The sequence below is a fragment of the Bacillus sp. SD088 genome, assembly GCF_017355205.1.
Lineage (GTDB): Bacteria > Bacillota > Bacilli > Bacillales > Bacillaceae_C > Lederbergia.
Genome location: NZ_JADIJK010000006.1, coordinates 158,707 through 182,709, shown reverse-complemented (window position 1 = coordinate 182,709; position 24,003 = coordinate 158,707). Strand labels below are relative to the sequence as shown.

The following is a 24,003-nucleotide window of genomic DNA, read 5'->3' as shown; positions in this document are numbered from 1 at the left end:
TGTATTACCAATCAGGTGCACTATTTTGCGCCTGATAGAATATGTATCCTGATCTCACTATGATGGATCAACTATGTTTTTTTCTGCAGCGATCATTAAAAACATCGGTCTGCGGGTTTCATCTTTCATTTCGGGGTCATTTAACATGTCATCAGCAGGAACGGATTCTTTCACTGCTTTTATCATAAAGCCTGATGAAATTAAATCGTTCATATAGGTTGAAATGGTACGATGGTATTTTGTCACACTCTCATTCAAGAAGTTTGTTTCCCGTACTCCTTCTGATTGATAGTGGTCAACAGGCCAATGCAGACGATTTCCCTGGTCATCATAATACCAATCTTGTTCATTTCGAGAAGTAAAAATGGGATGTTCCACCGAGAAAACGAAACTTCCTCCAGGGACTAAGCATTCATAAACTTTTTCACAGATTGTTTGGAACGACTGAATATAATGAAAAGCCAGTGAGCTAAAGACAATATCAAATTGAGCGTCGGAAAAATCGATATCTTCAATGGACGCTCTTATATAAGAAATGGCAGGATCATTTGTCATTTCACGGGCTCTTTCAATCATTTTTTTGGATATATCTACCCCTGTTACAGCTCGTGCTTGCTGCTCACGAGCATATCGGCAATGCCAACCAAAGCCACAACCTAAATCAAGGACATTTTTATCTTTTAGATCCCCAATTAACTCTTTTACTATATGCCATTCTCCAGCCCCCTCAAGACCTTTCACTGACCGTGGCATTTGTTCATATGCAGAAAAGAAATTTGGATCATCATATTTATTTTGTTTCATCGATTATGCAACTCCTGTTATTAAGATAGCGAAAAAACTCGTTTGTCTCACTCTTAAACGGTAGTAATCTACTACTTTTTATTGTTATAAGATTCTTTCATAAACATGGAAATAATAGTGATAAGGATTTCAAAACATCCTTGACTGAATACGCGATCTCACAATCATCGTCGCTGAATTCCTTGTTTCTCGTTAGAATGATATTTCTTCTACCAGGTAAAGCCCTTCCAATGGAATCAAAGTTCTTTCTACCTAGTATGATTGGATGTCCTTGTGTAGTGTTTTTTACATATTCCCAATCATTTGGAATCCTCCACGGTATATCATTGTCCTTCATTGTCCTTACCAATCACTCTATTTTTATCCATTGCCACAATAAGAGACATATTCATAAAAACCTCACACCCTTGTTAATCATTTCTGAATTGCTATTTTACTATCTATATTCACTGTACGATGAAAACCTTTATTTTCAGTATAACATTTTATGTATGAAGAAACGTTTTTGAGGCAAGTCTATCTTCCAACCTATATGTTTATTTTCTCCCTTTTACCCTTAATCATTGCTTGACATTGGATCGATGAGAGGATTATCTATTAGGCAAAGGTTACTTCTACCTCGCCTTCTTCACGGGCAATTTTTAGGCAGGTTTCGATAAATGTTAAAATTGATTTCTGTTGCCAATCAAAGATCTCCCCTTTGCTATTCTCATATAAAAAGGCGTGATCCGCTATTTGCATAAATCTTTTTAAAGCTTCCTCTACTTGTGTAGATGATAGGTTAAGAGTTGCGCCGATGCCACTCACTCCCCCATTATATTGATGGGCATCAAACAAATCGTAGAACCAAGGGGCATAAATATCTCCAGCAGTGAAACGTACATGCTGCAATATTTCCCCTCTTTGATTATATGAATAGATATCGTGGCCCACTGATATAACTCCTCCTTTAAAATATATTTAAACTTAGGAAATGTGCGTTTGTAGAAAAATTGTAGAGTTTTTCATGGAATGAATAGGCTTTCATTTATCGGAGAATAAAACGCAGGTAAAACAGGAAGATAGACCTAGATAAAATCTTACATATTTCGCTAATTGCAGTCAAATATAATTTTCGACATTTTTCGACATCACCACGAAAAAATCATGTAATGCTGACTCACATAATTTACTTAAATTTAACATACGATTATCAATGGTTTAAAAGGTTACCATGCCGGATTCTTAGTATCCGCCATTATCCTTGCGTTCATCTTCATCCCAAGCCTATTCCTCACACATAAAAAGAAGGCATAGCGAAGAACCTGTGCTTAAACATTTGAGCACAGGCTATCCATTTCCATACCTCCTACTTCAGAAAGTTGTTTAAACCTATTTAGACAGTGCTATGTTTTTCTAAAATAGGGAATGTCTAACACCTATACCGAACTTTTCAAATTTACTAATTTAAAATTCTAAAGATTGGTATGTTCGATTACTATAAAGCTTTTTCAAGGATAATTTTCGGATCACTTGGTTTAGCTGTATCTATACCAACTACATCAAAGCCATATTTTATATTCAAAATAAGCATGTTGCGCCATTTATTTTTTGTCTTAGTTTGGACGATCTTATAGCCTTTATCTTTTATGTACAAATGTTGTTCCTTCATTAGTTTAGAAGCAATCCCCTGGCTTCTATGGTGTTCATCAACGCCTCCAAGCCAACTATAAAAAGTGTCCGAATTTAGTTCATACCCAATTTTATATCCTACCACTTCTCCTTCTTTAAATCCGATTGTAAAAAGAAGTTTCGGTTTATCTTTCGCCTTCTTCATGAACATGTCAGAATCCTTGAAAATTGTTTCATGCAGACTTAGAATCTGATTAAGTAACTGCTGATCAGGAAAGCCAACAATATTTACACACTTCAAAGCCATCCCTCCTTGATAGAGATTTCACTTAATCTAGTAATCTTATTGTGATGGCCACAGTCCCCCACTCCTTCTCCTTTTCTGGAGTATATATTTTATAAGTCTGATTAACCATTTTGGCAACTGTATCACCAACAGCATCAAAATCACTTGCAGCGATGCTTTCGTACATTTCTTTAAATGTTGGATACTGCCTTAATTTGACCACTTCAACCCCTAACGTCTCATGACTATCTGGAAGTTTTGTAAACTTTATCGTATCCCCTATGTTTAGTTTTCTCCTTTTATCATCGTATAACCTTACTTCCACCGTTTTTCTGCCTGACTTCATGGAATTAAAAGGTGTTTCATAAAGTCCCATCTTGTGTTCCATTACCTTCACTCCTGTTCGTTTATCTAAAGCAAAGCATCCTCGTTATTTCCTTGAAAAAAGTTCTAGATCAGACTTTTTGCAAAACCAATACTTTTTTCTATATATCCATACTCTTATATAATTTAGCATTAAATCTTTCGGGTCTGTTTCCGCTATTTAATCCAATTCCAGTAGCCCCAATTCTTCTTGCCCAGCTTTCTGCTTCTGCTAAAAGTTTTTTCCCTATCCCTTTACCACGATAATTGGAATCCACCACAAAAGCAACAATACGAATATAGAAGCCATCCATCTCATAATAATAGCCTGATCATTCCAATTACTTCTCCATCATATGAAGCTAATAATGTATGGTACTCGGGACTCGCTTCAATATGATTCATTCGTGCCTTCATACTTTCAATTGTAGTAGGATAACCAAGTTGTTCCATAAGTGATGTTAGTACCTCAATATTATTTACTGTGGCTTGTTTTATAGTTTAGAAATCCATTCGTGAGTATCAGGTTGACATATTTGAAGTGATCTTTTTAACCATTGTTTTTGTTCTATGGATAAAAGAGGCAAGGATGTTTTAAAATCGTGTTTATGCTTAGTTGCATCTATTGAGTTTAAATAGGTTGATTTATATAATAAAACAATTTCTGGAGACAGATATTGAATTCCCTCTTTTTTGAGAAATGCATCATCCAAAGATCGTTTTATAGAAACGTCATTCACATAGTAAAAATAATTTTCGTCCTTCTGATTAAATAGAAATTCTATATAATCTAAATCTATTTGTTCATTAGTTTTAATTGAAAATTGATATACATTGATTTCATTTGTTGGTTGTAAAGCACACCTAGTGTTATTGTCTGGAATACAAAATAAATTTCGTTTCATTTGACTTCCAGAAGCATCGAATAGTTCAATTACCTTTCCGCCGCCACAAGCTTCAAAAACTCTCCAACCTTTATTTATCATAAACGTAATGATATTTGGTCGATCTTCCCAAAACGCAAGAATATCAACATCCATGTGCGCTCTTGTATTTTTCCCAATAAACAATTCAATAGCATACCCACCACATATAGCCCATTTGAAATTTGCATCGTCTAGAAATGTTCTCACACTGGATATAACTTCCATCCTGCACCTCATTTTTTATTCAATTCGAATATTCTCATCTTTATATTACGTGCACTTAACTTAACGGTGTGACTAAAGTTCTCTTTATTGGAGTAAGGGTTTTGATATCTCTCCAAAAACAGTATGTTTAACATTCATTGTGGTAGAATCAATGTCGATTATCACAGCGTGTAATTCATTACCCTGTCCAGGATTTATTGAAAGTGTTTCTCCTATCTCCTCATACCATTTTCCTGACATCCTCGGGGATTCATGAATATGTCCATGTAAGGAAAGAATGGGCTTTTCTTTCATTATTTTTTGTCTTATCGCTTTGCTTCCAGCAGTTTGTTTATTTCTAAGCAAATCTAATACACCGCCACTTGGTGGAACATGGGTAACCCATATTGCTTCAGCAACAGAAAAGGTATTTATCTCCTCTTCAATACTTGGTAAGGCATTCAAAAAATCCCTTGATACTTTTTGAAATTCTCCGGTCTGATTTACAATATAGCTGGATTCGCATATCACATGATCATTTGCAAGATCCCGCCTTTCAAAGTAGTTTTTTAATTTAAAAGGGCTTGGTGTAATTATTGGAAAACCGAAAATCGGTATTCTCGAACCGATTTTGTGTGGCTTATTGCTCAAAAATTGATACTGTTCTTCATTTAAGCGATTTCTCAATTCTTTAAATACAGAATATAAATCAGTGTTCCCTGCAATTAAGGAAACAGGAATGTTGATTGATTTGAAAAAAGGGATTAGAAAGACCTCCATAAAAGTTAATTGTTCTTCATGTAAAGTTGAATAGGCAAATAAATCCCCGCCTAAAATAAATGCATCTGCCTGAACATTATTTATAAGGTCATAAATTTGATAATAGAAGTCCTTATTGCTATGTATATCTGAAGCATAAATTATTTTCATTGCCTCTCAACCTCTTAGTATAATTTTAAACTGAAATAATCAGTACTATAAGTATGAGAACTAGCTAGTATTCACTCAACTCCCTCTAATAATATTCAAGTAGCTTTTCATCAATTTCATCTACTGTACCAATATCCGTAACCTTATCCCAAAGCATAATTTGTTCTGCTTCATCGTTATCTATAAAAGGATTTAGATCTATTAACTCACCACTAAATAACGCCCCATACTCCAGTCTATCGTCCGGTTTTAATTGAAATTTCATTAAGCCTTTAAACGTCAAAGTTTCAATCGATTGATTTGTTTCTTCCATTAATTCTCTAGCCGCACATTCTCTTGCTGTTTCACCATCATCAATGATTCCACCAGGTAATTCCCAATGTTTCCACCATTTATTGAACATCAAAAGATACTTTTCATTATGTTTCGCCACAACCAACGAATGAGTTAAAGGGGCACCAATCACATTTTTATCAATATCTTTTTCACTTATTCTTAAAAAATCAAGAAATATATGCCCCTTGTTACTAACCAATATTGTCACAGACTTCCCCTCCCATTCATGTCATTTTTTATATTTTATAATATCATGAGCCTTCATTCCCATTAACCTAGTTGTTATGGATAACAGCTCAATCAAATCATTAATCACAATATCAGCTTGAGAGAGTTCGTCTTCGCAGGCAAAATCAAAATTGCAGCCTATTGAAACAAGACCATTATCTTTCGCTGCTTTTATATCTGATAAGCGATCTCCCTCTATATTGCTGATTACTGCCCGTTGTCCATTATTTTTACGAAATAATAGCAGGTATTACTTTTTCCTGCCAATATAGAGCAAATGGGAAGAAACACCTAAAATATATGGATCTGTTGCTTTTTCCTTAATTAAATCAATTATTTTTTCAATTTCTTGTTCACCTTTCTCTCTCCAGTAATTCCAACTATCGGTGGCTAATATGGAAGCTGGGTTGGAAGCAATTAGATTTAAAGTTTCAAACCCCTGGGCTTCCATAAAAGGATTGATGTCTTCAATATTAAAGTAATACGCTCCTGTAAAACGTCCTTCGTCTGCATGATTAAAGCATCCTGATTGAGAAAATTGAAGAATTGCATCCATGTTATCGTTTGGTTTCCAATTCTTTGAAGATAAAAGCGAAGTAAGAGTGAATCTTATTCTAGGCATAAAGGCAACAAAAAAAAGCCCGTTCTTTTTTGTCACTCTATTTAACTCTTTAACTGCCATAATACGGTCATTCTCTTCTTGCAGATGATACATTGGACCAAGCATTAATGATGAGTCAAATTGTTCGTCCTCAATCATTTTAAGTTCTCTAGCATCAGCAGCATAAAAACCGTTAAACTGTCCTTCTAAATCAAACTCTTTCGCTTTATTTTCAGCAACTTCAACTAATTTTGGAGTTAAATCAGTTAATGTTACCTTGTAACCTTCTTTAGCGAGCTCCATTGGACCAAAAATTGAATCTGCTCTTGATTTCCACGCCATGTAATCGCTTCCGTTCGTAGTTTTGGTTTCATTATTAACCTCCTCTCGGATAGTTAAGTCGATGGTGTTTCAATTGCCATGTTTTAAGCGCTATCAAAACCTTAACTCTATCATAACCTAGGGAAGTCAAAAACTTAACCTGAATTTGCTTAAAGATCACTTAAAAACAAAATCTCCCGCAGCAACATCGCCTACTATTCTATGCTTTTTTGACTTCTATTTTTTTTGCAAAATACTTCCACTAACTCTCCATAATGTTATACCATAAAGAAGATGGAATCCTAGCTATCTGTTCCATGTCCTTTATACTAGAAAAGAGAACGATTGCTATATTTTAAAAAGGGTGTGTTGTATTGAAAAGTGCTATACCAGAACCTATGATTCAAACTTATTCACCAAATCGATATCTTTGTCAAAAAACGTCTGAAAAACCTGAACTAGATGTAAGGCTTGATAAACCTTTTTGGGAACAAGCTCCTTGGAGTGAAGATTTCGTTGATATTGAAGGAGAAATGAACCCCCTTCCCCATAAGCAAACACGTGTCAAAATGCTATGGGATGATGAATATTTTTACTTTGGAGCAGAATTAATAGAAGATGAAATCTGGGCAACATTGACAGAGAGGGATTCTGTTATCTTTCATGATAACGATTTCGAGATTTTCATCGACCCTGATGGCGATACCCATCATTATTATGAATTTGAAATCAATGCTCTTAATACGGTTTGGGATCTTTTATTAATCAAACCTTATCGTGATGGAGGGCCTTCTGTGAATGGCTGGGACATTTCAGGCATGAAAACAGCCGTTCACATTGATGGTGAGCTCAATGCTCCTGACCAAATGGAAAAGAACCATAAGTGGACTGTGGAAGTTGCTATGCCATGGAAGATATTAAAAGAATGCGCACGCGATGGACGTCCACCAAAATCAGGAGAATTTTGGCGAGTCAACTTCTCGCGTGTCCAGTGGCAAGTTGAAGTGGAAAATGGACAGTATGTGAAAAAAATTAATCCTGAAACAGCTAAACCATATCCTGAGGACAACTGGGTCTGGTCCCCTCAAGGTGTGATCAATATGCATTATCCAGAATTATGGGGATATGTTTTCTTTACGGATACAGAAAATCAACCACTTCCGCTGATTCCAGAGGATGAAGAAAAAAAGTGGCAACTGCGGAAAATTTATTATTGGCAGAGAAATTATTACGCTGAACATGAGTCTTTTACCAGCGATATTAGTGACGAATTACAACAGCAGCTGCCTGTTGATTGGGAGATTGAAACCACTTCACGCACATTCATTGCCTCTGTCAAAAGTACAGATGAACAAAAGAGAATCTATATTCGTGAAGATGGAAAGATATGGGAGGAGTCGGCAAAATGAGTCAGCAAACACGTTTGATGACATTAGATGATAAAACTATATTGCAAATGGAAGAAAAATTTCGTTACAAAAGGGAATTGGCGAAAGGGAAAGAAAATGAATTGTTCGCTATCTTAAACGAAGCGCAGACAGTAGATGAGGAACTCGCATTAAAATATTTGCTTGCATACATGCCGTTAAATGATTTAGCTGATTATGATGGCACACTATTATTAAATCATGTAAGAGAAGCTTTCCATATTCAAAGTGTTGTACCTTGGGGGGAAAGTGTGCCAGCTTCACTTTTTCTGCATTTTATTCTTCCTTATAGAATCAATAACGAGAATATTGAAGATACACGAGGAATCTTTTTTGATGAAATTTATCCTCGTGTCCAAGATTTATCAATGGCGGATGCGATTTTAGAGACCAATCATTGGTGTCATGAGAAAGCGAATTATATTGGTAATGACCCACGAACCGTGTCGCCACTTACATTGGTACGTACAGCTTTAGGAAGATGCGGGGAACAATCCACCCTTGCAGTTGCAGCACTTAGAAGCATTGGCATTCCAGCTAGACAAGTGTATACGCCACTATGGGCTCATTCTGATTCCAATCACGCTTGGGTAGAAGCTTGGGCAGACGGAAAATGGTATTTCTTTGGTGCTTGTGAGCCTGAACCAAAATTAAATCAGGGCTGGTTTGAAAATCCAGCAAAACGCGCTATGTTGATTCATACTAAAGTGGGCGCCAACTATAATGGTCCCGAGGAAATTACTTTAGCCCATCCGTGGTATTCTGAGCTTAATCTAACCAATCTCTATGCCGAAACGAAAACGATACAAGTGCGGATCACAGATGAAGAAGGACAACCTACACAAGCCAAAGTACAATTTCAAATATTTAATTTTGGTGGATTAAGAAATATCCTTGTAAAGGAAACGGATGAACAGGGAACCGTTTCGCTAACGCTCGGTCTTGGCGATGTGTATATTTCTGCCTATGGTGTTAAAGGATGGGGCTTTGGCAAATGTGCTGTCAAAGCAACCGACGGAATCACGATTTCCCTAACGAAGGAGATTCCGATTGATACTGAAGTAGAGTTCAAAATGGTCCCTCCTTCCGAGCCAACAGATGATGCTAGTACGAAAGTGACAGCAGCGGAAAGACAAAAACATAATGATCGAGTAAAAAATGGGGCTAATATTCGCGCGAGCTATGAAGCAACCTTTTTAACAGAGGAAGATGCCCATAAACTTGCCGATGAGTGCTCTTTACCGAAAACAAGAGTATGGGAGGTCCTAAAAAAAGCGCGTGGAAACAGTCATGAAATAGCGGCCTTTCTTAAAGAGTATTCTAAGCCATACAAGGAATGGAGCTTGCGGCTTCTAGAAGTTCTAAACGAAAAAGACTTAACAGATACATTTCGTCCAACATTAGCTGACCATCTAATCCAAGCAATGATCATTAAAGATAGCATACTTCCTGAACTTGATGATGAAATTTTTGCTCAGTATGTTTTACGACCACGTGTGGACTTTGAAATGTTGACATCTTATCGTTCCTATTTCCTAAAAAAATTTGGAGTAGAAAATGTTGAAGCTGCACTAGATCACCCACCTTTCTTGGTAGATTTTTTAGATCGGGAATTCGAAATCGTCGAGGGAGTCAATTATTTTCGCGGCTCAGCTACACCTGTTGGAAGCTTCAAATTGAAAAAAGGAGACACACTTTCTCGGAATATACTATTTGTCGCGCTCGCAAGAACGATTGGCATTCCAGCACGGCTTGAACCAAGTGATAAGCGTCCACAATATATGGTGGACGGATTATGGAAAAATGTAAAATTCCGTAATAGTACAATCGATCCTACCCCTGCTGATATCTCGGATCAAATTGGATTCGTTTTATGGGAGAAAGATGAACATACGGCAGAACCAATCAAGTATGGGGAAAATATTACGATTGCTCGTTTTGAAAAAGGGAGCTATCAATCCTTATTTTTCAAATTTGATGAAGCTGAGCAGCAGAAATTGACTTTACCCACAGGATATTATCGTCTGACAACCAGTATCCGCTTAAATGACGGCACAGCGCTTATTCGCTTCCGCTATTTTCAAGTAAAGGCGAACGCAGAAACGACTGTACCGTTACAATTTCCTAAGCATGTGTATGATGTTCCTGTAATTGCTGAGACAAATTTGGATTATCAAGCAGAATCAGTGGATGGCATCATGCTAAATGGAGTTCAAAATATCGGTGCAAAAGGAACCATCTTTGTTTGGCTTGAACCAGACCGTGAACCATCGAAACACTTACTCCGAGAGCTTAGAGAAATGAAAGCTGAATGGGAAGCACTCGATGTCCAAATAAACGGCTTCGTTCGAGAAGAAAAATGGGGAACAGCCCAACAACTTCAGGCCGCAGGTGATTTGCCAAGCAACATGGTGCTGTTAAAAGAGACTACCAGCGAAGAGACTTTAAATGTAATTGGACAGGCAATATCAGAAGACAAAAAGGTTGGAAACGAATGGCCGATTGTATATGTAGTCGATGAGAATCTGCAAATTCGTCATATTTCAGAGGGTTATAAACTAGGTATCTCAAAAGAAGCAATCGATATTTACAAACAAATATCAGAATAAACATAAGTCAATCCGAAGTAGAACTCTCCTGCTTCGGATTGACTTAATGCTTGGTTTGATTGACTGAGATATTGCTTCTAAGGGCTCATCGAATTTAACAATTTCTATATTAGAATGTGTCAAGCTCATACCTTTTTATTTTCCATATCTTTATTACATAATGATCAAATTAGATTTCTACTTAATGGGGATCCTACTGTTATCAGCATTTTAGTATAAAAGAAAAGACCATCTCTAGTTTTCTACTAAAAATGGTCTTTTCAAGTAATTCTTTTAAAGCGGTGCGCAGGATGAGCGCAAAACCAGTTGATGGGGAATGATAATTCTTTTAACTGGCTCTTTAGGATTTTCAATTTTTAAAATGAGATTTTTGACGGCTTCATAGCCTAATGAAAATATATTAATATCCACCGAAGTTAACGGCGGGTGTGTGATTTGGGCGAGAAAGACGTTATTAAAACTAGCAATCGACATCTCTTCTGGGACGGAAATGCCCATTTCATCAAGTGTATGCAAGACTCCGAGCGTCATTAAATCATCTGTTACAACTAATGCAGTAGGTGGCTTGTCTAGCTTCGAAAATTCAACAATTGCTTCTCTTCCACCTTCTTCTAAGAATTCTGCATGAACAATATAAGAATCATGCAGCTCAATCCCTGCCTCTCTTAATGCCTTTACATAGCCAAGAAGTCGATCCACTGTGACGACTAGATCCCGATGTCCACCGATAAAAGCGATCCTTTCGTGATGCAAGCTTAACAAATACTCTGTTACCTCCTTAGCTGCGCGAAAATTATCATTATCAATATGGATAATCCGCTCCTCATGCTTATATGGTTTTCCAATCACAACAAAGGGAAAATCATCATTCATTAAATAAGACATTAAACGGTCTTCTACATGAGAATTTAATAACACAAGACCATCAACTCGTCTACCTTGAACAATCTGGACAACTTCATCAAAAATTTCGTCCTTCGTCTTTCCTGTTGTCATCTGCAGAGCATATTTCTTTTCATGAGCGCTTTCACTCAACCCTTGCAATACACTTGGGAAGAAAGGATTTTGAAAAATAACATCAGCGGATTCCGGCATCACTATGCCAATTACACTAGTTGATTTATTAGCCAGACTTCTCGCAATCAGGTTAGGATGGTACCCAAGTTCCTTCATTGCTTTTCTTACTTTCCTTTTCGTTACATCACTAATTCTTGGATTATCAGCAATGACTCTTGAAACAGTAGAGGGAGCAACATTTGCACGCTTGGCTACGTCTTTTATGGTTATTGACATGTTACCCCTGCTTTCAAGTTTTATTCCTTTCCCTCTTCATCAATAACATAATTTTCTAACTCCTTCTCAACATCACGTAAATACGAATTCACATCTGTCCCCCGTTTTTCAATTACATACTTTTCCATTAATTCGCGAAGGGGAGCTTCATTTTCAAAAAGGCTAATTTTAGGTGGTCCACTTGATGGTGTGAGTTCTTCTAGCGCAGCTAGATTATAATCTTCCGAGTTCTCAATATCTGCCATAAATTGTTCTTTAATTTCTGGGTCTGCAAGCGCAGGAACCGCCCCCTTCCGGATATAGGAAAGACGAACTTCAGCAGAGGTGAGATAGGCGATCACATCAAACGCCTCGTCTTTATGTTCTGACGTATCCATGATCATCCATGAAGAGACATTTGGTTCAACACCAACACCTGGATTGGCATCCCATGCAGGAAATGGGGCAAAATCAAAGGTTACTCCTGGAATCCCCTCTTCAACATCATAATTTCTCGCCCAATTCACCTCCATTGCTACATTGCCCTCTTCAAAAACTCCACCCCATTCCCCATCTGGCACATTACCTGGAATCGAGGCATAGTCATCGAGCATGTCAAAGATGTCCTTCATCGCTGCTGAATTGATGACATTAACGTCATTCGTATCTGGATCAATTAAGTTCTCTTCAAACTGGGTGAACATAAACCAAGCGAGATATGAATTCATTGTGAGCCCATGATATTGCACACCATCGACTTCTCGCGTCATATTATTTGCCAGATTTATAACCTCAGACCATGTCATTGGCTCATCAGGGTATGGAATCCCAAAACGGTCAAAGATATCTTTATTGTAATTAATGGAAAAATAATTGGATTGATAGGGTAAGCCTACAATGCCTCCAGTTGGTGTCGCATTTCGTAAACTATCAATAATAGATTCATCATAAACAGATAAGTCAAAGCCTTTTGCTTCGATTATCTCTTCAAAATCATATTCTAACTCATATTCTCTTATTTTTGCAAAATCTCTGCGCTGTTCCCTGACCGAAAGAATATCTGGAACTGCGCCTTTATATATCAGATCCGCAAATTCTTCATCATTCACAGATGGTACATCGACTAATTCAAGCGTAATATGAGGGAATTTCTCTTCAACCTTTTCCTTCATTTCCTCTAACCATTCCCCATTAACATGGGATGCTGACATGGTTACAGTTACTGGTTCTTGCTTTTTCTCTCCATTTTCTTGTTCCGCTGCTTGTTCCGTTGATTTCGGACTACAAGCAACCATCAGTAAAGAAAATACAAACAAGTAAACTATCCCGCTTATCCAACGTTTCATCGTTCACTCACTCCTATTATAGTGTATTTAAACATTGTTTTTGCTATTTTTAGCTTATTTATAAAATAATCTTGTCGGGCTACGAAAGGCCTTATAATCAGCTCCTTCTTATCGCCCATCTTAATAACACAATGATAATACGTTTGCGCAAACGTTTTCACTAAATCATCTATAAATTATACTCTATTTAGCAATTTGTCAACAAAAAATTACAAATCTTTCTAATTTTTTGTTGACAACCATCTCACATATAGTCTACATTATAGTCGAATAGAGATTATTCATAAGGAGGGAATGATGAAGTGAATAAGTCTTCTGTTATACATAGGCCAGTTGATAATTATGCATACGTTTGCATTGATGGTAGTGTAAATATTATGATTCAAACCCAAAAAGGCGATTGTAAAACCGTCCAAATCATTTATGGAGATCCCTACAATTGGTCTAACAAAAAATGGCAGAATCAAAACTTGAGGATGAAAAAAACGGGTACAGACCAGTTTTTTGATTATTGGCAAGTAGTCATTAAACCTCCTTATCGCCGGCTTCGTTATGGTTTTGAGCTTAGCGATAGAGAAAAAAAGGTTTATTTTGGAGAAGGCGGATTTTCGGAACAAGAACCTAAGGATACGGCATTCTACTTTGCAATACCCTTCGTTCATACTTCCGATACGTTTCAAGCACCTGAATGGGTAAAGGAAACAGTATGGTATCAGATTTTTCCTGAACGATTTGCCAACGGGAACCTTGAAAACGATCCCAAAGGAACACTTGCATGGGGAAGTTGTGAGCCAAAGGCTGATAACTTTTTTGGTGGAGATTTACAGGGCGTAATTGATCATATTTCCTACTTAAAGGAACTTGGGATCACAGGGATCTATTTTACTCCAATCTTCACAGCTTATTCCAATCATAAGTATGACACCATCGATTATTTAGAGATTGACCCACAATTCGGTGACAAAGAAACGTTGAAACAATTGGTACAAGTTTGCCATGATAATGGGATAAAGGTGATGCTTGATGCTGTTTTCAATCATTCAGGCTTTTATTTCCCACAATTTCAAGATGTGATTGAAAAAGGACAAGCCTCTAAGTACAAAAATTGGTTTCATATTAGGGACTTCCCATTGTCTACTGAGCCAATGCCTAATTATGATACTTTTGCCTTCACACCTTTTATGCCGAAGTTAAATACACAAAACGAAGAGGTAAAAGATTACTTGTTACGTGTAGGACGCTATTGGGTTGAAGAATTTGATATTGATGGCTGGAGACTTGATGTAGCAAATGAAGTAGATCATACATTTTGGAAGGATTTTCACAGTTCTGTTAAAGGAATAAAACCTGATTTATATATACTCGGTGAAATATGGCATGATGCAATGCCGTGGCTACGCGGAGATCAGTTTGATGCTGTTATGAATTATCCTTTTACCCGGAATATTCTTGACTTATTTGCCAAAGAAACCATTGACTGTAATCATTTTGTTGAGAATATGACGTCGGTGATTCATAAGTATCCTTCCCCTATAAACGCAAACGCATTCAACTTAGTTGGAAGCCATGATACACCCCGGGTTTTGCATGAGTGTGCCGGAGACAAACAAAAGGTGCAACAAATTTTCACATTCCTTTTAACCTTTATTGGCACACCTTGCATTTATTATGGAGATGAAATTGGCATTGATGGAGGCAAAGACCCCGGCTGTAGAAAATGTATGATTTGGGAGAGTGACAAACAAGACCAGCATCTATTGGAGCATATTAAGAAATTAATTGCCCTCCGCAAAAAGCAGCCTTTACTGGCAAATAAAGGAAATCTCCGCTTTTTGTCTGGGGAGCCGAATTCAAATTGCTTTGCGTTTATCAAAGAAACGGAAGAGACAAAAGTGTTAGTGATTTTTAATCTAGCCGAAAAAGTAGAATCCTTTCCATTACCTGCTCCTTTCAGGGGGCAAACAATAGACTTATGGACTGGAAATAAGCTGCATCATGAAATGGTAGATCTGCGTGCAAAGGGATTTGCTATATTAGAAGTTTCAAATAAATAATTACAGCTAATAAGAGGTGTTCAACATGGTAAATGAAATTATATTTTTGCGACATGGTATCAGACTTGATGTTGATGATAATAAATATTGTCGGCATTACTTGAAAAGAAAGAAGGATATCCCTTTATCACATCGCGGCATTATTCAAGCGGAAGAGACTGGGGAATTTTTAAAGAAGGAGAATGTAGACTATATTTTTTGCTCACCTTTTTTTCGAACACTGCAAACAGCACAAGAAGTTGCGGAAAAATTAGATAAATCCTTTAATATAGAGCATGGATTTATAGAACATCTTAATCAGGATTGGTTTCCTGACTATCCTGAAACCATATCCAAAGAAGAAGCATTGTCTATATTTCCAAATGTAAACCCTAATTATGAATCACTTGTTCGTCCGACATATCCTGAAATTGATTATGAGGTAGATGTATTAAATCGAGTGAAAAAAACATTGGATGCAATCATGGAGAATTACGATGGCACCATTTTAGTTGTCGGTCATTGGGCATCTGCGGAATCGGGTGCAAAAGCTTTAATGTATCCTGAACCATTGGATGGCTTTAATTTCAAAATGTGCGCGCTAAACAAATATGTACGTTCAAATGATAAATGGACATTTGCTTATGGATCGACAGAGCATTTGAGTGAGGAATCACTTCTTAACTAAAATGCTCTATGAACAAGCAGCAATTGCGACACGATTGGTGTTAGTTTTGAATACTCCTTTAGGCTGCGGCTGATGACGTTTAAATAATATGAAAATCTCACACTTCATTAGGGAATGTGAGATTTTTATTCTTGTCACTCTATTTAATTCTTTAATCGATATATATGTCTTTTAATGTTTTGCACTTCCTGCTTAAGAATCTCGAATTTTTGAGATGATGGAGTTGAGAAACTTTTGCTATTCCATACTCACTATAGGAATTTATCCTCAGGCTCAGTTAGCCCCTGTTTGTGTGTTGATCTCATTTTTTGTTTCAATTTGAATGCACACCTCTCTCTTCGACCGCCCGAATATAGTGCCCATCCGGATCATAAAAGGTGAAATAACCAAAATCTTTCATAAATACAGGTTCTTTATCAACATGCCCCCCAGCTTGTTTAATTCGTTCATGCAAAGCGAGCAAATCATTCGTTAATAACTCAACCATTGTCACCTGTCCCGTGCTGTCTGTGATAAAAAAGGAACGAGGAAATACAAATTTTAATTGTGTAACATCTTCCTGTTTGGTTTCCATCAAAAATATTCCCGGACCATTTTCCTTCTTTAATGCAATATGTGCCTCTCCAAACTGAAAATCTGCCGAATTCAATTTATAGCCCAAGACATTGCAATAAAAATCTACCGACTTTTTTAAATCAGAGACTGGGAATCTCATGCAACAGTATCCGATCACATCCGCATTATTCGTTTTTTTGTTCTGCATATCCTACACTCTCCTTTGACCATAAAGTGTATATCTATTCTCTTTTTCAAAAAGGGATACTTCGTTTTGAGTTAATTTTTTCAAATAAAATTGTTTTCAGTTTTATTAGACGTCAATAGCTGATAACTTTTCAATTTTTATCCATGTTGGTATATATGTACCCCTATCTCTATTTTCATCTGTATATTCTTCACCTTTTCCAGTGCCAAATACTTCACCAATGATCTCTGTCTTAAAAAAGTATTGTGTTCCCGCAATGCACTCATTAACTTTCACTTTCACCCCTAATTCCTCTAAAGCCTCTCTTTCAGGTGTTTCTCCTTCCTCAATTCCACCACCTGGAAAAACATAATATATGGAATCTTCCCTAACCCTTTTAATCAATCCAACCTTTTTATCTTTTATCAATACTACCGAACCTCTATCTCTCATAAGCATTTTCCCTCTTTTCGGTTAAATTTCATTCTGCTCATTACTAGATAGGAAGGCTACGTTCTATCATCTATTTATAATCCTTGATCCCACTTTCGAAAGCTTGACTATCCTGATTCTCAAAACCATGCAACGCTTCTTGTAATGCAAATGTACTTTTATAAAACTCTACACGCTCACGAATTTGATCTCCATTAGGATAAAGATTCATACATATATCAAAAAAATCTTTACCATAACTGGATAGTATCCCAGCAAAGTCATACGCTGGATCTCCTAAATAAGAACCACCAAAATCGATTATCCCTGAAACCTTTCTTGTGTCTGGATTCCATAAGATATTCGATGCTCCGAAATCTCCATGAATAAGGGTTATTTCTATATTTGCACACGCCTCCCCATTAAGAAAAGTCTTAAAAGATTTTGTTATTTCTTTCTGGGCTTCTTGTCTGATATAAGGAAATAATTTAGTTTGAATTTTATCATAGAGGATCGACATTTCTTCTTGAGGATTATTGATCTTTAGATTTAAATCTCTACTTGCTTTCTCTTTTGAAACAGAATGGATTTCTGAGAGGAAAGAGACCAATTGTGATGCTAATCTTTTAATTACCTCAACACTTTTAACACCCTCTAAACTTTCTCTCCACATAGGAACACCATCTATTAGTTTATAGCCAGTAAAGACTTTTTGCGGTTCCATCTCTTCAAAAGATTGATAAATTGGGTTAGGAATAGGAATGGAAACTATATTTTTAATGTACTTCAAAATTTCTGTTTCTCTTCTCAAACACATTATTCCTTTTTTATATTTGGGAAACCTAAATACCAAAGATTCGTTTACCATAAACACGTCGTTATTTTGCCCTATGTCATTGGGATAAAATTCCTCAATAGAAAGGTCAGGATAGACCCGTTGAATGTTTTCAATATGGTTTCTAATCATTTACTAAAACCCCCCTTACTCTGCTACACACCCATCACTTGGTATCAGCTTTTGATATTTCCAATATATGACTAGCTTTATAAACATCTTCTACTTCTGAAAAGCCGCATGTTATATACAAATTATTGGCAACTGGATTATCAGTCGCTGATAATCTTAGTGTTCGAAAATGCTTTCTTGCTTCATCGATTATTTTGTTTATAAGTTTTTTTCCAACACGATTACCTCTGCACTTCTGCAAAACATATAGATGTCTTACTCGTCCTACATCAGGAAGGCTAAGATATGGATCAATATTAAGGCCTCCAATGCCGACCACTTCGCCGCCTAATATTGCAATATAAAGTGCTTCACCCTTTTTATCAAATCTGTTACTCCCTGCTTTATATTCATCTACTAATCTATTTATAAATTTATATCCTTCAGATAAGCTATCATCTATGAGTGTATCCAAATCATACTGTTCGAGTGATGTAACTTTTGCAATTTCCACTGTATTCCCCCCTCAGGATTATTGGTTTATCAAGCTTTCCGATTCTGAAGTGTTTTTATATAAGTATTTTAATATCTCGTACCCTTTGGCTTAAAAACGCTTCTTAATTCAATCGCGCTCTTGTCAGGAATTGATTGTCTACAAACTGAAATTTTTTATAAAAGTCATTAGCATCTAAAGTGGCAAGAGCAAATTTTGTATGTTTAATCTCTGGATGATTTAATATACATTCCATTAACCACTGTCCAATCCCATTTCTTCTATAATTTTCTTCAATTACAACATCTAAAATCCAAGAAAATACGGCTTTGTCACTAATGACTCTTGCAAATCCGATTTGCTTATCACCTTCGTATAAACCAAATGTCATTGAGTTATGAATACTTTTTATGATTGTTTCTTTTGTTCGCTTTGAAGCCCAATATGTTGACGAAAGCAGTTGTGCGACTGATTCTAAATCGATTAGATTGCTATCATCACTAATCATATAGCTATCAAATTATGGATGATTAACGATCATCATATAAATTTAATAAAGTAATTGATTATTATCCAATCCAAAACTGATCAGGCGCGACTTTAGCCTTATTTCTGCTAAAATGAGCGTCGTGATAAAATTTTATTTAGTAGTTTAATAGCAGAAGTACTTAGTATCTGCCAAATCCAGCTATACAATAAGGAAAAGGCAAAAACCCCAAAAATAACTACACTACTAAACTGAGCTGTTATTGCCGGTCCCAATATAGGAAATTTAATCCCATATAATAAAATGCTTATACCTATTGTCAAACATAATGCTGAAAATGTAACAATCAAAACGCTTCTCTTCAAACACTTAAGCCCCATGCCTAAACTGAGTCCTAATAATCCTGTAGTACATGGAAACACGAATAGCTCACTCGGCTGGAACATCGCTAAAAGAAATATCGTTACGAAATAAGTCATCACCCCTAATCTTAGTGACAATATACTAGCTAGCACAAGAGGACCAGTGCTCAATATGCTAAGTATATAACCAACACCAGCGAAAACCCCCGCGGATTGAAGAATAAAAGCAAGTGAACCTAATAGCGCTCCGGCTACAAGTCGCATTGTCTTAGAAAAACTATCCATCGTTGAGGTTAACTCATCTCCGACAACACTAGACTGTTCTTTTTTGGAAAATGATCGCATCTAACACCTCCTGTAATAGATAAATGCAGTCAGAAGGCTGTTTATGCATTAAATTGCTCAACATAAACTTTCCTTTACAAATACTGATTCAAGATGGGGGCATTTCATTATTTTCCTGAATAACTGAAGGATATTACATAGGCAAACTTCCACAGTTAAACTTTCCGTACTAATAGAGAAGTCCTCATCATATTTTTATAGATGGAAGGAGTGTGAAGTTAATTGAAAAAGGTTAAGGTTCGTCTACGCCCCATTATGAGTAGATTAAATTTGCCTACTGTATTAAAAACAACAACGCTTCCCGGGGATTCAGTTGAAAGATTATTTATTGCAACCCAAGTAGGAGAGATCTTTTATTTAGGAAACGGGGAGATAAGAAATTTTTTAGATATTCGTTCACAAGTCATAAAACTTGGGGATTCTAGTGGTGGATATGATGAGCGAGGATTAATCGGACTTGCATTTCACCCTGATTTTTATTATAACGGCTTATTTTATCTTCATTATTCAGTAGCTGGAACACAGGGTCAAGGCGCTCTTTCGGAATCCTTTGAACCCGACCCTTGTAATCCCGATACTTTAAATCTGAGGTGGCTCAACAGAGAAACTCACTATGATCATATTGATACAGTGGAAGAATGGATTTTACAATCGAATGGTCAATCACTTAAAAGACGGACATTACTTAATTTAAGAAGACCATTTTCCAATCATAATGGTGTCAATAGTTTAAACTTTTCTCCCGAAACAGGGAAACTTGTTTTAACAACCGGAGATGGAGGATCAGGTTATGATCCATTTAATTTAAGCCAAGATAATATGGAAATCGCCGGAAAAATAATTGAGATTGATGTAAAAAAAATTACTAATATCTCAAATCCCCCTGTTGTTACTCGTTTTAATGAACTTCCTATACCTATTCAAGAAACACTGACAGTAATGGCCAAAGGAGTTCGGAATATGCCAGGGATTTCCTTCCAAAGATTCTATAATCAGTATATTAAATATGTTGGAAATGTCGGGCAGGCATTGGTAGAGTCTATTTATTCATTCGTTCAATATAAACCAATACCAGTTACTCAACTTATTCATACTTCATTAAAAAACACTAAATTAGACCAAACGGGATTGATTAACTTGGGCTGGAGGGGATGGGAAGGTGAATTTCCTACTTCGATTATTAGGAGCTGCTCTAAAAATGCAAACTTGGATGAGAAAACTATTGCTTTTTACAATGAAGCGATTAAAACGTCAGTTAGGAGAATTCAGCCTTTAACTAGTTATTTCCATGAAGACCCCCGCTCTGATAAGTTTGAAGGCATGGCACTTACAGGGGTGCAAGCCTATAAGGGAAATGGAATCCCGACTTTAACGGGAAGCGTTGTCTTTACTGACCTTGCACGTAGAGAAAAATCTCAAACTCTGCGTCAAGGTGTGCTGGCTTATACTAAGGTTAGAGGAGATTATAAATCTAGTGATTTTGGGATGATTGAAACAGATTATAATTTTGGAGATCATTCTGCTTATTATGTTAGTCTGGGAGCAAACCTCAATCAAACTAAATTATATTTAGGTGTGCATGGCTCTATGAAAGTAACCGATTTTAACCAAGGCACTGTGTTTGAAGTTGCTCCATAATCATAACCATAAAAAGTAGAACAATGTCACTCCCAGAAGAAAGGAAGGCAACTGATCTAATAATGTTGCCTTTTCTAACTTTCCCTAAGCATTATGGGTTTACCAAACTTTCATGAAACGTTCTTACTGGTCCGGGTTTTGTAGTGGTTTTTTTATATAGTATTTTCATCTCATTAAAGATTTACCGAATTTCTTGTCAGGAATTGATTGTCTACAAACTGAAATTTTTTATAAAAATCATGAGCATCTAAAGTGGCAAGAGCAAATTTTGTATGTTTAATTTCTGGATGTTTTATAATACATTCCATCAGCCAATAACCTAACCCTTTCCTTCTGTAATTCTCATCAATTACAACATCTAAAATCCAAGAAAATACGGCTTTGTCAGTAATGACTCTTGCAAAACCGATTTGCTTATCCCCTTCATATAAACCAAATGTAATAGAGTTATGAATACTTTTTATGATTGTTTCTTTTGTTCGATTTGAAGCCCAAGATGTTGATGAAAGTAATTGTGCGACTGATTCTAAATCGATTAGATTGCTATCATCACTAATCATATAGCTATCTTTATGCCACTCCATTCATAATCACCTCAGAATATAATGACTGATATTATACTACTATTGAATTCAAAGGTCTCTTTCTAAAAAAACCTGTCCTTCAGTAAAAATTACTACCTCCGACTACTTCAAAAAGAAAAAGATAGGTCCTGATTAAAGGAACGCCACCACCAATAAAACTATTTTTCCGAAATATAACTAAAAAAATCATTCCGCGATATGTAAGAAATATCATTTGAATCAGCAGGAATATGAAGTTCCAAAATGTCTTTAATCTTTGTAAATGTCATTTCGGTGTCATCTCGTGAATTTAATATTCGGTACTCATTGGGCAATTTTTGTCGTTGTTGTATTAATACATTCGTTTTTACAGATTGCTCCCACTCCTCAAATTGATTACCATTATCCCTTGTCATAATTCTATGTTTAATGACTTCATCCCAATCAACGTAAAGCGTGATGATGACATAGTTATAATTAGCAAACACATTTGGTATATCGATCATTCTTACGTCATCTAAATCCGTTAGAATGACGTTTTTATATCCATGTCTGTTGTAATTTTTTGCTACCATTATAAGGTTCTCGAAAGATAATTGTTCCTCCTGTTTCTGAGATATATTCGTTGATGGTGTTAGACTCCTGAATTCAGGAATCCAGCCAAATTCGAAATATGGAGATTTATAATATTTATGAAGTTTTCTTGCCATCGTTGTTTTTCCTCATCCAGGTGAGCCATGCAAAATGATAAAATCAATATTCATTGTATGCCGTCCTTTCATTTTAACCGCATTCACTAATAGCCATCCATAAGACTGAAAATATTGAAATCTCTCCTCTAAGGCAGCTTCTTTGTATTCCTACGTTAGCTTGAGACAAGATGAAACAATTAAGCCTCTAATCCATCAAAATTGCATCGCCAATCAGATATCCATGCAGGAAAATAGCCTGATCTTTGGGCCACTTTTTGTGAAGCAAGATTGCTTGCGATTACGTCATACGACGGTACATCTCCACGTTCCAATATGGCAAAAGTTAACTTATTTACAAGATAACCAGCCAATCCCAAATTGCGATATTCGGGTAATATATCGATACCTATTTGCCACAACTTTTCGCAGGTTTTGCTTGCTCCCGCGACACCAACAATTTCACCGTCTTTCTTTGCAAGCATCGCCATACCTGTTTGCCAAGGAAGATTCGTATCATAAATAATAGCATTGTGAAAGTCTGTTTTTTCAAGCAAATTCGCTACTCCATCTTCCTCAACTAATAAAAAAGTGAAATTTTCCGTTGGTAAGATTGGATTTATTCCTTTCAGGTCAGGTAAATAATGTATGTAAAGACCCCTAATGAAGGGTAAAGAAAATATGCTATCCCTGTCCTTGCCTTGCATCATTGCTTTGGCTATCAATAACCGTTCCGGGGTAGCTGATACCACAATCGATTTCCCCATAGACACAATTTCAAAATAACGAGCATTCCTGGGAAATGGTCTGCGCCCGGGAATTTCCTTGGCCTCAACAAAAACAATACTGTCCTTTTCTCCGTTAAGATCATTGATCATGCAATTTAGGTCAAATTCTAGATTATCTTCTTCTCGTTAAATAAATACACGTCCCACCCATATTCAACAATCACAAATCATTACAATATTTCCATCTGGATCTTTGATGTTAAACCAGGCTGTACCGCCTGCTCTCTCAATTTCTCGTACAATTTCAATGTCTTTTTCTTCAACCCAATAATATGCTTCGTCAATATCTGACGCGTAAAAATTAAAAATCGGACTTAAGCTAGGTTTGTGCTGGAAATCGGGATCAAAGGCATGATCATCTAATGTTAAAGAGGTGGTTCCGACTACGGGCACGTTAAATACCGGTGACTCTACTTTATCTAAATCAACCTGTAGCGCTAATAATTCGCAATACCATTTAGTCGATGCTTTCAAATTTGTTACATGAACAAAAACACTGTTCATTTGATTTTTTATGGCTGTTTTCTCCATTT

The 24,003-nt window shown here is 36.4% G+C and carries 27 protein-coding genes and 2 pseudogenes; 5 read left to right on the top strand and 24 right to left on the bottom strand.

The annotated features are described in order from the left end of the window. Positions 1-57: 57 nt before the first annotated feature. From IPU53_RS07705 to IPU53_RS07655, 12 genes and pseudogenes are all read right to left on the bottom strand, one after another. A complete protein-coding gene (locus tag IPU53_RS07705) occupies positions 58-804 on the bottom strand; it encodes a class I SAM-dependent methyltransferase (protein WP_207449517.1) in 747 nt (248 codons plus the stop codon). Between the two features lie 127 nt (positions 805-931). Continuing rightward, a pseudogene (locus tag IPU53_RS07700) lies at positions 932-1,196 on the bottom strand (dihydrofolate reductase); the annotation flags it as partial. Between the two features lie 205 nt (positions 1,197-1,401). Next, positions 1,402-1,737 (bottom strand): hypothetical protein, encoded by a 336-nt coding sequence (locus IPU53_RS07695; RefSeq protein ID WP_207449515.1) that lies wholly within the window; start codon positions 1,735-1,737, stop codon positions 1,402-1,404. 544 nt (positions 1,738-2,281) lie between these two features. Next, the gene (locus IPU53_RS07690) at positions 2,282-2,722 is read right to left on the bottom strand and encodes a GNAT family N-acetyltransferase (protein WP_207449513.1); all 441 of its coding nucleotides are present in this window, start codon (positions 2,720-2,722) and stop codon (positions 2,282-2,284) included. A gap of 22 nt (positions 2,723-2,744) precedes the next feature. Then, positions 2,745-3,089 carry an ASCH domain-containing protein gene (locus tag IPU53_RS07685; RefSeq protein ID WP_207449511.1) on the bottom strand — a complete coding sequence of 115 codons (345 nt, stop codon included), beginning with the start codon at positions 3,087-3,089 and terminating at the stop codon, positions 2,745-2,747. A 97-nt stretch (positions 3,090-3,186) separates the two neighbouring features. Next, positions 3,187-3,378 carry a GNAT family N-acetyltransferase gene (locus IPU53_RS24870; RefSeq protein WP_242698129.1) on the bottom strand — a complete coding sequence of 64 codons (192 nt, stop codon included), beginning with the start codon at positions 3,376-3,378 and terminating at the stop codon, positions 3,187-3,189. Position 3,379: 1 nt separating this feature from the next. Beyond that, complete coding sequence (locus IPU53_RS24865) at positions 3,380-3,517, bottom strand: hypothetical protein (protein WP_242698128.1); 138 nt, start codon at positions 3,515-3,517, stop codon at positions 3,380-3,382. A gap of 41 nt (positions 3,518-3,558) precedes the next feature. Further along, positions 3,559-4,215 carry a nucleotidyltransferase domain-containing protein gene (locus IPU53_RS07675; RefSeq protein ID WP_207449509.1) on the bottom strand — a complete coding sequence of 219 codons (657 nt, stop codon included), beginning with the start codon at positions 4,213-4,215 and terminating at the stop codon, positions 3,559-3,561. Positions 4,216-4,299: 84 nt separating this feature from the next. Further along, positions 4,300-5,124 (bottom strand): metallophosphoesterase family protein, encoded by an 825-nt coding sequence (locus tag IPU53_RS07670; RefSeq protein ID WP_207449507.1) that lies wholly within the window; start codon positions 5,122-5,124, stop codon positions 4,300-4,302. 85 nt (positions 5,125-5,209) lie between these two features. Beyond that, entirely contained in the window at positions 5,210-5,668 is a 459-nt protein-coding gene (locus IPU53_RS07665) for an NUDIX domain-containing protein (protein ID WP_207449506.1), read from the bottom strand. Positions 5,669-5,689: 21 nt separating this feature from the next. Further along, positions 5,690-5,887, bottom strand: a pseudogene (locus IPU53_RS07660) (hypothetical protein); the annotation flags it as partial. A gap of 51 nt (positions 5,888-5,938) precedes the next feature. Continuing rightward, the gene (locus IPU53_RS07655; protein WP_207449505.1) at positions 5,939-6,631 is read right to left on the bottom strand and encodes a class I SAM-dependent methyltransferase; all 693 of its coding nucleotides are present in this window, start codon (positions 6,629-6,631) and stop codon (positions 5,939-5,941) included. Positions 6,632-7,008: 377 nt separating this feature from the next. Between IPU53_RS07655 and IPU53_RS07650 the strand changes: the two genes are divergently transcribed. Next, positions 7,009-8,019 (top strand): carbohydrate-binding family 9-like protein, encoded by a 1,011-nt coding sequence (locus tag IPU53_RS07650; protein ID WP_207449577.1) that lies wholly within the window; start codon positions 7,009-7,011, stop codon positions 8,017-8,019. Then, positions 8,016-10,646 (top strand): transglutaminase domain-containing protein, encoded by a 2,631-nt coding sequence (locus IPU53_RS07645; protein WP_207449504.1) that lies wholly within the window; start codon positions 8,016-8,018, stop codon positions 10,644-10,646. The genes IPU53_RS07650 and IPU53_RS07645 overlap by 4 nt, the downstream gene beginning before the upstream one ends. Positions 10,647-10,919: 273 nt before the next feature. Here the strand turns inward: IPU53_RS07645 and IPU53_RS07640 are convergent, their stop codons facing one another. Beyond that, positions 10,920-11,939 carry a LacI family DNA-binding transcriptional regulator gene (locus tag IPU53_RS07640; protein WP_207449503.1) on the bottom strand — a complete coding sequence of 340 codons (1,020 nt, stop codon included), beginning with the start codon at positions 11,937-11,939 and terminating at the stop codon, positions 10,920-10,922. A gap of 20 nt (positions 11,940-11,959) precedes the next feature. Beyond that, positions 11,960-13,264 carry an ABC transporter substrate-binding protein gene (locus IPU53_RS07635; protein WP_207449502.1) on the bottom strand — a complete coding sequence of 435 codons (1,305 nt, stop codon included), beginning with the start codon at positions 13,262-13,264 and terminating at the stop codon, positions 11,960-11,962. Positions 13,265-13,566: 302 nt separating this feature from the next. On the opposite strand from IPU53_RS07635, the gene IPU53_RS07630 reads away from it, so the two are divergent. Together IPU53_RS07630 and IPU53_RS07625 are read left to right on the top strand one after the other, a co-directional pair. Continuing rightward, positions 13,567-15,318 (top strand): alpha-glycosidase, encoded by a 1,752-nt coding sequence (locus IPU53_RS07630; protein WP_207449501.1) that lies wholly within the window; start codon positions 13,567-13,569, stop codon positions 15,316-15,318. A gap of 25 nt (positions 15,319-15,343) precedes the next feature. Further along, positions 15,344-15,985 (top strand): histidine phosphatase family protein, encoded by a 642-nt coding sequence (locus IPU53_RS07625; protein WP_207449499.1) that lies wholly within the window; start codon positions 15,344-15,346, stop codon positions 15,983-15,985. A 313-nt stretch (positions 15,986-16,298) separates the two neighbouring features. Here IPU53_RS07625 and IPU53_RS07620 read toward each other — a convergent pair whose 3' ends face one another. The 6 genes from IPU53_RS07620 to IPU53_RS07595 all read right to left on the bottom strand — a co-directional run bounded on the left by IPU53_RS07620 (position 16,299) and on the right by IPU53_RS07595 (position 19,792). Then, positions 16,299-16,748, bottom strand: a complete 450-nt coding sequence (locus tag IPU53_RS07620) for a VOC family protein (RefSeq protein ID WP_207449497.1) — start codon at positions 16,746-16,748, stop codon at positions 16,299-16,301. Between the two features lie 105 nt (positions 16,749-16,853). Next, positions 16,854-17,180, bottom strand: a complete 327-nt coding sequence (locus IPU53_RS07615) for an NUDIX hydrolase (protein WP_207449495.1) — start codon at positions 17,178-17,180, stop codon at positions 16,854-16,856. 70 nt (positions 17,181-17,250) lie between these two features. After that, a complete protein-coding gene (locus IPU53_RS07610; RefSeq protein ID WP_207449493.1) occupies positions 17,251-18,126 on the bottom strand; it encodes a phosphotransferase family protein in 876 nt (291 codons plus the stop codon). Positions 18,127-18,160: 34 nt separating this feature from the next. Further along, positions 18,161-18,619: a GNAT family N-acetyltransferase gene (locus IPU53_RS07605; RefSeq protein WP_207449491.1), complete on the bottom strand. Its 459-nt coding sequence runs from the start codon at positions 18,617-18,619 to the stop codon at positions 18,161-18,163. 103 nt (positions 18,620-18,722) lie between these two features. After that, on the bottom strand, positions 18,723-19,106 hold the full coding sequence (locus IPU53_RS07600) for a GNAT family N-acetyltransferase (protein WP_207449489.1): 384 nt from the start codon (positions 19,104-19,106) through the stop codon (positions 18,723-18,725). 107 nt (positions 19,107-19,213) lie between these two features. Further along, on the bottom strand, positions 19,214-19,792 hold the full coding sequence (locus IPU53_RS07595) for a hypothetical protein (RefSeq protein WP_207449487.1): 579 nt from the start codon (positions 19,790-19,792) through the stop codon (positions 19,214-19,216). A gap of 222 nt (positions 19,793-20,014) precedes the next feature. Here IPU53_RS07595 and IPU53_RS07590 point away from each other — a divergent pair, with 222 nt between their 5' ends. After that, entirely contained in the window at positions 20,015-21,430 is a 1,416-nt protein-coding gene (locus tag IPU53_RS07590; RefSeq protein ID WP_207449485.1) for a PQQ-dependent sugar dehydrogenase, read from the top strand. 173 nt (positions 21,431-21,603) lie between these two features. On the opposite strand, the gene IPU53_RS07585 is transcribed toward IPU53_RS07590, so the two are convergent. The 4 genes from IPU53_RS07585 to IPU53_RS07570 form a co-directional block, all read right to left on the bottom strand. Continuing rightward, complete coding sequence (locus IPU53_RS07585; RefSeq protein ID WP_207449483.1) at positions 21,604-22,014, bottom strand: GNAT family N-acetyltransferase; 411 nt, start codon at positions 22,012-22,014, stop codon at positions 21,604-21,606. Between the two features lie 158 nt (positions 22,015-22,172). Then, positions 22,173-22,703, bottom strand: coding sequence for a hypothetical protein (locus IPU53_RS07580; RefSeq protein WP_207449481.1), 531 nt, complete (start codon positions 22,701-22,703; stop codon positions 22,173-22,175). Between the two features lie 179 nt (positions 22,704-22,882). Continuing rightward, positions 22,883-23,434 carry a GNAT family N-acetyltransferase gene (locus IPU53_RS25255; protein ID WP_313886456.1) on the bottom strand — a complete coding sequence of 184 codons (552 nt, stop codon included), beginning with the start codon at positions 23,432-23,434 and terminating at the stop codon, positions 22,883-22,885. Positions 23,435-23,623: 189 nt separating this feature from the next. Next, positions 23,624-24,001 carry a VOC family protein gene (locus IPU53_RS07570; protein WP_207449477.1) on the bottom strand — a complete coding sequence of 126 codons (378 nt, stop codon included), beginning with the start codon at positions 23,999-24,001 and terminating at the stop codon, positions 23,624-23,626. Positions 24,002-24,003: the final 2 nt, after the last annotated feature.